Raw genomic sequence first — 11156 nt, forward strand, 5'->3', positions numbered from 1 at the left:
TGAACGGCCCGGAGTGTCGGGCCGCTCAGTTATCAAGATGCTGTAAAGAGATCGGCGTGATAGCCGCTGGCTTTGAGCAGGTAATCGCGAGAGCGGATGATCTCCGCACTCAGCGACGCCAGATCGATGCCCGTTAATTTGCCCGCACGCTTGCGCAGCTGGCCAGCCACCATCACGGTATCCACATCAGACCGTTCAATCGCCTGCACAACAGTGCCGATCGCGTTGGTCACGGGGAAAACGGCGACGCCGTTAGTACGAATCATGATAATGTCGGCCTGCTTTCCTGGCGTAAGGGTCCCAATCTGGTCCTCAAGTCCGGCCGCTCGCGCGCCATTCACAGTTGCCGCCTTAAGGACCGCCTCTGCCGTAATGGGAGATGGCACGTTCTCCTCGCAACGGAAGTGACGGTAGCGCATAGCCGATCGCTGCTGACCGAACAGCGCGTGCATTTCTCCGAACATATCGCTGCCAAACGCCGTATCCAGGTCGATGCCCAGCGCCGGGGTTAAGCCGTTATCAACAGCCTGCTGGTAAGCAAAGGTTTCATCGTCGAAACCAAATAACGCATCCGAACGTGGATTGACCGTGACGTTGACCCGTGCATCGGCCAGCAGCTTCCACGTATCCTGAGGAACTCTTGAGCAGTGATTGAAGATGTTATCCGTGCCCAGTATGCCCGGTCTGGCAAACTCAGGGCCGAGGTTAGCGATATCGCCGATGAATTCAGTCAGAATTCGCATGTCGAGCTTGCGTGCGATCTCCCACCAGTCAAGATTGAGCTGACCAAACAGACCAACCTGCACAAGGCTGTCATTTGTATTCCAGCTTCGCGACAGTCGCTCCAAATCGGCAGGCAAATGCGCCGATGAAGCTTCTTTATCCATTGCCGCACCAACCATATGTAACGCCCGGATGCCGCTCTCCTTTAGAGCATCTAGTGCTGCATCAGTGTGCTCGGGGCTGCGCGAGTTGTGGCAGGCATCAATAATGGTCGTGATACCAGCGTCCAGTGAGGCAAGTGCCGTGAGCATGGTACTCAGGTACATGTCCAGTGGACGATAGTGTTTGCCCAGTTTCTCTGCGACGACATCAATGTAAGCAAAAAGATCGTCGACGTCCGGCATCATGCGGCGCATAACCCCAAGCCACGCGTGGTGATGGGCATCAATCAGGCCGGGCATAACAATATGATCGGTGGCGTCAATCACATGGGCTTCATCCGCATGCAGATCCGGGCCGACAGCCGCTATCCGGTCGTCCTGCACAAGCACATCGCCCACGGAGAGATTGGGTACGTCAGCATCCAGGGTCAGGATGATGCCGCCTTTAAAAAGTGTGCGCGTCGTTGTCATTTCATGTTCCTCAGGGTTAAGTGGTGCCGTTCGTTGCGCGGTTCGCCAGGACGACGATCGTGAAAATTGCTCTTCGCAACGAATTGGCTGACACAATAGGTTGCGCGCCATCTTTGATAAAGGTAGCTTTATTCAAATTATATTTGCATAAAGTCAAAGGTGAGCGGGAATGAGTTTTGACGGACGGTTACTGTCAGGATTAAGCGTGTTGGCCGCGGTGGTAGAGGCGGGCAGCTTCAGCCGCGCTGGCGAGGTGCTGGGGCTGTCAGCGTCTGGCGTCAGCAGATCGATAGACAGGCTTGAAGAGAGGCTAGGCGTGCGCTTGCTGAACCGGACTACGCGTACCTTGAACCTGACGAATGAAGGTCGGGCTTTGTATGAGCGCGCCGCGCCGCATCTGGAAGGTATCGAAGTTGCAGCGAGCTACGTCTCCGGTGCCGCCGTGGCTGTTCGGGGTACATTAAGGGTCAGCCTTAATCCAATATTTGCCCGACATATTTTGGCGCCGAACCTGCCGCTGTTACGCGAACGTCATCCGGAACTGGAACTGACAGTGGTCCAGCAACCGGACGTCGGGGATTTAGTGACGGAGGGAATAGATGTTGCGGTGCGTTTTGGGCCGCAACTCCCCTCGACTATTACGTCAAAATTGTTGTTAAAGACGCGCGTGCTGACGGTAGCATCACCGGCCTATCTGGAACGGCACGGGCGACCGGGGCATCCTGAAGCGTTGAAGAGTCATGAGTGCATCCAGTTTATCGATCCTCGCCGCGGTAAGCCGTTCGAATGGGAATTCCGCCGTGGTCGGGAAGTTCTGACGGTTGAAACCCGTGGCCATCTCACCACAACCGATGTCGATCTGATGGTTCAGTCCTGCGTAAGTGGCGTTGGCATTGCCCAGGTGCTTTCACTCAGCGTTGAACAGCTGATCGCTGACGGAATGCTGGTCGAAATTTTTCCGGAATGGCCGGGCGAAACCTATCCTCTCTATATCACGCGGCCTTCACGTCGACTTGCTCCCGCCGCAGTCGAAGCCTTTATGGAATTTTGCGCCAGCATTTGCAGCTCCTCCTGAAGCCAGCGCGTTGCGCCCCGCTGGCCGCTGCGTTTATGCGAGTAAATTTTCACTTCAAACGTGCGTATCGAAAACGGTAAAGCAAAAATCCTCAGGTCTGCTGCCGCAACCAGCTTCTCAGCGGCGTAACGAGGGATCGCCATCAGCAGGTCGCTTTCCGCTACGATAAACGGTGCGCTGAGCATTGACGGCGTTTTGATCGCGATTTGCCGGGTATAGCCCAGCAGCTCAAGCCGTACGTCAAGAACGCCCTGCTTCTCATTCCATGGGGTCACCACCAGATGTCGGGCCGCGAGATAATCCTCCAGCGTCAGACGCGTCCGCCGCGCGTTGCTGATGACCACATACTCATCTTCAAACCAGTCGATCTCTTCCAGTTCCGGGTGTCGGATATCATCCTGAGTGCTGAAGCCCAGCGCCAGATCCACCTCGCCCGCCAGCAGTTCCGTCAGCGCCGGACTGTGCGGCAGATAGCGCAATTCAAAGCGTAACCCCGGGGCAGTAAGCTGCAGCCTGTGCATCAGAGCCGGAAAAATGCAAAGCGCGGTAAAGTCCGTTATCGCAATCTGCAGGCTCTCCGTACTGCTGGCTGCATCAAACTCCGGCTGCGGGGTCAGTTCATGATTAAGGAACGAGAGTGCGGAAGCAATCGAAGGTGCGAGCTGAGAGGCATAAACGCTGGGGGACATACGATGCCCTTCGCGGAAAAACAGCGGGTCATTCAGGCTGGCGCGCAGGCGCGACAGCGCATGGCTGAGCGCGGATGTGCTCATCGCCAGCTCGTCAGCGGCCAGCCGAACGGAACGGTGGCGGTAAATCGCGTCGAAAACGGGCAGCAGGTTTAAATCAAGTCGTCTCAGGGTCGGATGCATAATATTCATCATATGTTGATTTCATTGCACTTAATTCTTCGGACAATACTCCGTATGCTTAACGCCATCAATCAAGACGCACGCTAAAAAGCAGGAAAAACAATGAGCATCACCCTTCGTCAGGCCCGCCCCGAAGATGCGGCGGCCATTTACGCCATGATTTACGAGCTGGCGGTGTATGAAAAAGCCCCGGAAGAAGTAGTTACCACGCCGGAGGAGATCCGGGAAACGCTCTTTGGCGCAGGTACAAAAACCGAAGCGTTGATCGCGGAGTGTGAAGGCAAGATCGCCGGCTATGCCGTATTCTTCACCAGCTATTCAACCTGGCTTGGCCGCAACGGGATTTATATGGAAGACCTTTACGTTTCCCCGGAATATCGCGGTAAAGGCGCGGGAAGAGCGCTGCTGAAACATATCGCTCAGCTCGCGGTAAAACGACAGTGTGGCCGCCTTGAATGGAGCGTGCTGGACTGGAACCAGCCCGCCATCGATTTTTATCTGAGCATTGGCGCGCTGCCGCAGTCCGAATGGGTGCGATACCGTCTTGACGGAGAAGCGTTGCTCAAATTTGCCGAATAGCGGCACGTCATACCCGAGAAGATCCCGCCCTGCGGGATCGCTCTTTCCTGCGTCGATCCCGTCTCAACAGATTCTGAATTTATGCTACCCTTCCATAAAATTCATAAACATAGTGCAGAACGCCATGACGACAGCCCCTTTTATCCGCCCTCAACTCACCTTGCCAAACGGCGCTGACAAACTGCTGCTGCACTCCTGCTGCGCCCCCTGCTCGGGTGAAGTGATGGAGGCCATCCAGGCGTCGGGCATTGAGTACACCATTTTCTTCTATAACCCCAATATCCATCCGCAAAAGGAATACCTCATTCGTAAAGAGGAGAATATTCGCTTTGCGGAAAAACACGGCGTGCCGTTTGTTGATGCCGATTACGACACCGATAACTGGTTTGAGCGCGCGAAAGGCATGGAATGGGAACCCGAGCGCGGCGTCCGCTGCACCATGTGCTTCGATATGCGTTTCGAGCGTACGGCGCTCTATGCGGCAGAGAATGGATTCAACGTCATCAGCAGCTCGCTCGGGATCTCCCGCTGGAAGAACATGCAGCAGATAAACGACTGCGGCCAGCGTGCGGCCGCGCGCTATCCGGGTATGGTTTACTGGGACTATAACTGGCGCAAACAGGGCGGCTCTTCACGCATGATTGAGATCAGCAAGCGGGAACAGTTTTACCAGCAGGAATACTGCGGCTGCGTTTATTCGCTCAGAGACAGTAACCTGCACCGTAAGTCACAGGGCCGCCCTCTGATCCGCATCGGGAAACTGTTTTACGGTCAGGATGACAATGAGAAATAACGGGTTCCGGATATAGAGATATATCCGAAAACCGCCCTTTCAGGTGCCGAATTTAGCCTTGCGTCTCCCGTATCCACAAAGAGCGGCTATCCTTTAATTATCAACAAAAGGAGGCAAAAATGTCTGATTTCGGTACTGATAAAAACACCCAGTTTGCTGAAGATAAAGCAAAAAATAAATTTGATGAACTAGCAGGCTCAGCGCAGCAGCAGTTTGGTGAATTCGTTGATTCACCAAAGCATCAGGTAAAAGGTGCAGCCAAAAAATATGCCGCGCAGGCCAGCGATGCCGTTTCCGATGTAACAGAAGCGGTCAGAAATAATCCCCTCACCGGCCTCGTCGCCGCGGGTGCTGTCGGTATTGTTCTCGGTCTGTTGCTGGGTCGAAAATAATAAAAGCCCCTTCGGGGCTTTATTTTTACCTAACTAAACAATCTTACCATACGGTCTAACTCATCCTCTTTCACGGCCCGCGATAAATAATACCCCTGAAAATTCTTGACGCCTAGCGCGACTAATTTCTCAAACTTTTCTTCACTATCAACCCCCTCTGCAATACAGTCCGTTCCGGTCATATCGCTATAAAGCTGTATCGCTTTAATCAGGTTATAGTCATTATCGTTTGCCACAAAATGCTCAACGATGTCCCGATCCAGCTTAAGTCCATCAAAATGCACCTGGCGCACCGGGAACATAGTTTGATGATTCGAGAAGCAGTCATCCAGATACAATCGACACCCCGTATTACGTAAATGCCGCATGGTTTCAGGGATCCTTTTGTCCTTCGTTACGTCAATATCCTCTGCAAATTCAAAGACCAGCTTTTCGGCCCACTGCGGTTTGAGCAGCATATCGATGGCTTTGCGTGCCATATCAGGCAATGCATTCCCGGAAGCCAGGCGAGGCGGGATGTTCACAGAAAAATAATATTTCCCGTTATACTTATTAATACCCGAAACGGCGGCATGGATGACTAACGCTGTTATTTTTAACCATATCTCATGATTTGAAATGTCCGTGAGAAAACTGGCTGGCTTGACAATTTTACCGTTTTTATTCCAGCGGATAAGTATTTCAAAACCTACGCCCTTTTTGTCACGATCGGTAATAATCTGATAGGCAGGGAAGATCTCTCTTTTAAGTAGCGCATTAAATATTTCTGTTTCCTTATCCGTGAATTCTGTTTTCTGGCGCTGATGTTTAATTCGCCCTTCCGCTTTTAAATTATGCGGATCGTGTAGCCATCGCTTAATTAAGTTTAATTTGAGCACACCCTCCTTCCGATGGGTATAAACCGTTTTATTCGATAAGCCCATTCTTTCGCACATTTCTTTTACTGATATGCCGCGATAGAAATTTAATAAAACATCAATCTCTCTTTTTGTTAGCCACTTTACGTTTTCCTGGGAAGAGTTATCCCGGTAACGATCGCGTAATAAGTACGAACGGTCCTTAAATACATTATGGTGCGTATGAATAAAGGTTATAATATCTGAAACGCGGGCTATACGAATCAATGATAACTGATAACTATTATTTAAAAGACTGCCCAGGGTGCGATACAGCCAGCCATCCGGTATGTCACCATACAGGGTGACGCGTCGAATAACGGGAAGTGTATTGAGCACGGATGCCAGACGCTTCAGGCTTTCCAGGAGATTCACGACCCCCTTACCAAGAAAGGCAACGATATGAGCATTTTGATTTATAAGGATATTTTCCATATCCCGCTCGGATATCTCATCCCCCTCAAAGTGCAGATGCGAAGCCTCTATTCCGTACTGGCTTAGGATCAGACGATATCCCTGGAACGTAAAACCGCAGGCTGAAATGACAAATTTTTGTTCATCGCACGCCCCATTTCTGTGAGAAATTTTGTGGGTCATAAACTGCTCCTGGGCACTAACGCACCTTTTCCATTTGTGAATACGTTAAATTTAACGCACCTTTTATAATCATTAATTTTACAATACAGCCACAGGGTACGAAACAATTATCAGCTGAACTCACCGGAACATCTTTGCGTTAATCACCGCGGTTTAAATATACTTTTCTTTTCAAATAACCCCGACAAAAATCTCATTCTCAGGGTATAATGAAAATTCCGAAAAAGAAGACTGGATACTTCATCTATCGGTTCATTCAAATACGAGAAAAATGCTATGGATAATCATATCTCATCCAGGGCCTTGCTACATCGAAGGGATGTTATAAAGAGCAATCCGCGATTCGGTGAGGCAATATCAGAGCACTACACAATTAATGACACCATCTACAAAAAACAACCTTTGTTCTACAAGACAATGCTGCAGGAATCACGATTCAATATTATTCTCTCCATGTGTTGTTTTATTTTTGGAAATCAGGCCGAGTCAGTTTCAGAGATTAAAGAATTATGTTCTCGCTATAAGATAGCCAGCCCTAACAGCGTTATTGCGATCATTACGATACTCAGAACTACCGGGCGCATCAGGACCTGGCGCTGCACGGAAGACCGCCGTAAAACGAGAATCGCGCCCACTGAAAAAGGTCTTAATGAACTTAAGCGTTATATGTCCGGTGCTTTTTTGCCCGTCAGTATTCTTTACCCAGCATTTAATATTAATGTTAACCTGTTGGATAATGATATTTTGAGAAACAACTTTTTTCGCCGCGCGGCTGAATATCTTTTTCGGGGATTAACGTTCCGAAAGGTGCTGCCAGAAGTGGGATTATTTATCGATAAAGATGGCGGGCGTATGATTATGCTTTATCTTTACCTGCAGGCCATGAAAAACAAATCTGCCCATGGTGCCGTCATTGAATATTCAGCAAGCACGCTAGCAAAAGAATTTTTTGTTTCGCGCATTCACGTCAACCGAATTATTAAATCGGCACAAGAGGCAGGTTATCTTAAAGATCGTGGTGATGGTCGAATGTCGATATACCCGGCGTTTCTCGAACTTGTTGAAAATTATGCCGGATTATATTTTGCGTATGTTACCCATTACATCAACGTTGTACCTAAAGAGCGACGCCACGCTCAAAACATGACGTCAACCGTATAATTCACCAGGCGTTCGGAATTCCGAACGCCACTCATCTATCGTTCCCGCAGCGCCTCTTTTGCCTTGTTCAGCGGTTTCAACAGATAATCCAGAATGGTTTTGCTGCCGGTTTTAATGTCTACGGTAGCAATCATGCCCGGAAAGACCGGGAATTCCTGACCTTGCTTATTGGTCAGATGGTTACTGTCGGTACGGATATAGACGCGATAGTAATAAACATCTCTTTTCACCTCATCCTGCAGGGTGTCCGGCGAAATCATGGTCACTTCCCCTTCCAGCCCGCCGTAAATGGAGTAGTCATAGGCCGTCACTTTTACCAGCGCCTTCTGTCCGGGATGGATAAACGCCACATCGCGCGGCGAAATTTTCGCTTCAATCACCATCTGATCGTCAAGCGGAACCAGACTCATCAGCTTGCCGTTCGGCGGGATGACGCCTCCCACGGTCGTAACGTCGATATCCTTCACGATCCCGCGAACCGGGGCATTGAAGGTCAGCCGGGTCAGAGAGTCTTCCCGACCCTTCATCACCGAACGCTGGGCTTCAATCTCCGCATTGGCTTTCGCCAGCTCTTCACGGGCGCGAACGTAATACTGGTTTTTCATCTCGGTGATTTTGTTCTCAAGCTCATTTTTCTGACGCTCAAGACGCAGCACCTCCACCTTGCTGGCCGCTCCCTGTGTCACCAGCGGACGGGTTAACGACAGTTCGCGCTGCACCAGCTCGGCCCCCTGACGCAAACCGGCCAGTCCTTTTTCGAGGCTTTCACGACGGGACTGGTAGAGCGCCGTTTCCTGTTTGACCAGCTCAACGTCGTCATCCAGTTCTTCCGGAAACGAGAGTTCCGTGTCGTTCACCTCGGCCTTCAGGCGCGCCGCCGTTGCCAGCGCCGCATTCAGACGAGACTCACTCTCCAGCACGCTCGACTCGGTTTTCGTCCGGTCAAGCTGCGCGAGCTGCTGGCCGCGTTCCACAATGTCGCCTTCGCGCACCATCAGGCTGTGGATAATGCCGCCTTCCAGGGACTGAATGACCTGCTCATGCGAAGACGGTATCACCTTACCGCTGCCGGTGGTCACCTCATCCAGATGGAACAGGCTTGCCCAGGCGATAAACACCGCCAGCAGGGCAAACAGCGACCATGCCACCAGGGTAGAGCGCGGCAGGCGAGGCTCCTTCAACCGGCTATTGAAACGAGACAAATCATTCATGCCGCGCCCTCCTCTGCAACCGCCGCCGGCTTCATGGTCACGGTGCGCTGTGCTGCTTTTTGCGGTGCCATACCGTGCTGGTGCAGGATAGCGTCGCGCGGTCCGTCCATCACCACCTTGCCGTTTTCCAGCACGATGATGCGGTCGACCAGGTCCAGAATCGGCAGGCGATGCGTCGCCACGACCAGCGTCCGGCGTTTACCCAGCCATTTGTGAAGATGCTGAATAAACTGCTTCTCGCTCATTTCGTCCAGCCAGGCGGTAGGTTCGTCCAGCAGCAGGATATTTGGTGAAGTGATCAGGGCACGCGCCAGCAGCAGCGCCTGACGCTGTCCGCCGGAGAGGCCCGTTCCGCCTTCGTTAATGATGGTGTTCAGCCCCATTTTCTGCTTGCGCACAAACTCCAGCGCGCCGCTGTTGACCAGCGCCTGATGAATTTCGTCATCGGTGGCGAGCGGGTTCCCCATCAGGATGTTGTCCCGCACGGAGCCAAAGAACAGCCGGGCCTGCTGGCTCAGCAGCTGCATGTCCCGACGCACGTCGGCCGGGTCGAGGTGATTGAGCGCAATATCGTCCAGCAGAATGCTGCCCTGCTGCGGCTCCTGCATGCCCGCCAGAAGCTGTAACAGCGTGCTTTTCCCGGAACCATTGCGTCCAAGCACCGCCACGCGCTCCCCGGCGCGGATCTGCAGCTTGCTGATGTTGAGCACGGTGAGTTTCTCTTCCTCGTCGTAGTAAAACCCAACGTCCTCAAGCGAATAGTCGCCGCGCAGGTGGGCCTTGTGCACCTTCTTGCCGTGCTGCGGATCGTCAATCGGACGCTGCATCAGATCGTCCAGCCCCTTGCGGGCCACTTTCGCCGACTGCCAGCGCGAGAGCACGCCTGAGATCTGCGACAGCGGCGCAATGGTCCGCGACGCCAGAATCGAGGTCCCGACCAGCGCACCGGTGGTCATATCGCCGCTGATGACCAGATAACACCCCACCAGCAGCACTACCGCATAAACGATGGACTGCACCTCCTGCGTCCAGGTGAGCAGCAGGCCCGTCAGCCAGCGCTGCTTCATGCCGACGCTGGCGGCGACGTCGTTGGTGTTATTCCACTGGTTCTGGAAACGCTGTTCGGCGCGCATCAGCTTGATGTCTTCAATGCCCTGCACCGCTTCCACCAGCGTAGCGTTACGGATGGCGGATTCGCGCATCCCTTCGCTGGAGAGTTTCCCCAGCGGGCGCTGTACCAGCAGGCCCGGGATGAGCAGCAGCGGCACGGCGAGCAGAACCACCAGCACCAGCGGACCGCCAATCATCCACAGAATGAAGACGAACAGCAGGAAGAACGGCAGATCGGAAATCGCCGCAATGGTGGTGGAAGTGATCAGCTCGCGCACCGACTCCAGCTCGCGGATCTGCGCGATAAACGATCCGGTTGATTTCGATCGCGCGCCGTTTTTAATCCGCAGCGCGTGGGCAAAAACGCGTTCAGAGATACGCAGGTCGGCGCGCTTGCCCACTACATCAGAAATATGCACCCGCAGCATACGCATGATGAATTCGAACACGATGGCAATCATCACGCCGCCAAACAGCACCCACAGCGTGGCCTCCGACTGCGACGGCACCACCCTGTCATATACCTGCATGGAGAAGACCATGCCTGAGAGCGCCAGCACGTTAGCCACCAGCGCCACAAGCATAATATCGCTGTAGCGTCGCCAGTCCTTCAGCGCCAGCTGCCAGAACCAGTTTTTCTCATACGGTTTGATGTAGTCATCCACGCGGGCATCCGGCGTGGATTCAAGCGGGCGCAGTACCATCAGGCCCTTTAACCGCGACCCGATCTCCTCGCGCGTCAGCGTCGTCTCCAGCCCCGCATCGCCGCTGAACTGCAGGCTGACGTTGCCTTCGTTGTCCATGCGGTTGATCACCGCAATCTGCCCGCCGGTGAATTCCGCCAGCAGCGGCAGGCGCCACGGATCGAGGGATACCGCTTCCGCCGCCACCACACGCATCCCCAGCCCAAGCTGGCGCGCCATCTCCTCCAGCACCAGCTGGCGCGGAGACTGGCTTTCATGGTTAATTGTGACCCGAACATGCTCCGCGGAAAAATCCAGCCGGTAGTGCTTCGCGATGATGAGCATGCCCTGCAGCCAGGGTTCGTACAGTGGATGTGTCTTCATAAGGCTACGTCCTGTCCAGAGCGGTAATTCCGCCCTGAAATGATACCT

The 11156-nt window shown here is 53.1% G+C and carries 10 protein-coding genes; 5 read left to right on the forward strand and 5 right to left on the reverse strand.

Annotated elements, in window-relative coordinates:
• Positions 1 to 32 precede the first annotated feature (32 nt).
• The gene (locus USH94_RS05815; protein ID WP_111964652.1) at positions 33 to 1355 is read right to left on the reverse strand and encodes an amidohydrolase family protein; all 1323 of its coding nucleotides are present in this window, start codon (positions 1353 to 1355) and stop codon (positions 33 to 35) included.
• Between the two features lie 169 nt (positions 1356 to 1524).
• Here USH94_RS05815 and USH94_RS05820 point away from each other — a divergent pair, with 169 nt between their 5' ends.
• Complete coding sequence (locus USH94_RS05820; protein WP_111964653.1) at positions 1525 to 2430, forward strand: LysR family transcriptional regulator; 906 nt, start codon at positions 1525 to 1527, stop codon at positions 2428 to 2430.
• On the opposite strand, the gene USH94_RS05825 is transcribed toward USH94_RS05820, so the two are convergent.
• Positions 2343 to 3314 (reverse strand): LysR family transcriptional regulator, encoded by a 972-nt coding sequence (locus USH94_RS05825; RefSeq protein WP_111964654.1) that lies wholly within the window; start codon positions 3312 to 3314, stop codon positions 2343 to 2345. The genes USH94_RS05820 and USH94_RS05825 overlap by 88 nt on opposite strands.
• Before the next feature lie 90 nt (positions 3315 to 3404).
• Here USH94_RS05825 and USH94_RS05830 point away from each other — a divergent pair, with 90 nt between their 5' ends.
• The 3 genes from USH94_RS05830 (at position 3405) to USH94_RS05840 (ending at position 5066) form a co-directional block, all read left to right on the forward strand.
• The gene (locus USH94_RS05830; protein WP_111964655.1) at positions 3405 to 3881 is read left to right on the forward strand and encodes a GNAT family N-acetyltransferase; all 477 of its coding nucleotides are present in this window, start codon (positions 3405 to 3407) and stop codon (positions 3879 to 3881) included.
• 124 nt (positions 3882 to 4005) lie between these two features.
• On the forward strand, positions 4006 to 4674 hold the full coding sequence (locus tag USH94_RS05835) for an epoxyqueuosine reductase QueH (RefSeq protein WP_111964656.1): 669 nt from the start codon (positions 4006 to 4008) through the stop codon (positions 4672 to 4674).
• 119 nt (positions 4675 to 4793) lie between these two features.
• On the forward strand, positions 4794 to 5066 hold the full coding sequence (locus tag USH94_RS05840; protein WP_023311651.1) for a DUF883 family protein: 273 nt from the start codon (positions 4794 to 4796) through the stop codon (positions 5064 to 5066).
• 29 nt (positions 5067 to 5095) lie between these two features.
• On the opposite strand, the gene USH94_RS05845 is transcribed toward USH94_RS05840, so the two are convergent.
• The gene (locus tag USH94_RS05845) at positions 5096 to 6559 is read right to left on the reverse strand and encodes an EAL domain-containing protein (RefSeq protein ID WP_111964657.1); all 1464 of its coding nucleotides are present in this window, start codon (positions 6557 to 6559) and stop codon (positions 5096 to 5098) included.
• Between the two features lie 276 nt (positions 6560 to 6835).
• Here USH94_RS05845 and USH94_RS05850 point away from each other — a divergent pair, with 276 nt between their 5' ends.
• Complete coding sequence (locus tag USH94_RS05850) at positions 6836 to 7720, forward strand: MarR family transcriptional regulator (protein WP_111964658.1); 885 nt, start codon at positions 6836 to 6838, stop codon at positions 7718 to 7720.
• Positions 7721 to 7755: 35 nt separating this feature from the next.
• Here USH94_RS05850 and USH94_RS05855 read toward each other — a convergent pair whose 3' ends face one another.
• Both USH94_RS05855 and USH94_RS05860 read right to left on the reverse strand, forming a co-directional pair.
• On the reverse strand, positions 7756 to 8931 hold the full coding sequence (locus USH94_RS05855; protein WP_111964659.1) for an HlyD family type I secretion periplasmic adaptor subunit: 1176 nt from the start codon (positions 8929 to 8931) through the stop codon (positions 7756 to 7758).
• On the reverse strand, positions 8928 to 11108 hold the full coding sequence (locus tag USH94_RS05860) for a type I secretion system permease/ATPase (protein ID WP_111964660.1): 2181 nt from the start codon (positions 11106 to 11108) through the stop codon (positions 8928 to 8930). The genes USH94_RS05855 and USH94_RS05860 overlap by 4 nt, the downstream gene beginning before the upstream one ends.
• Positions 11109 to 11156 lie beyond the last annotated feature (48 nt).

It is taken from the genome of Enterobacter sp. 148H3 (genome assembly GCF_034107425.1).
In the GTDB taxonomy this organism is placed as follows: Bacteria; Pseudomonadota; Gammaproteobacteria; order Enterobacterales; family Enterobacteriaceae; genus Enterobacter; species Enterobacter vonholyi.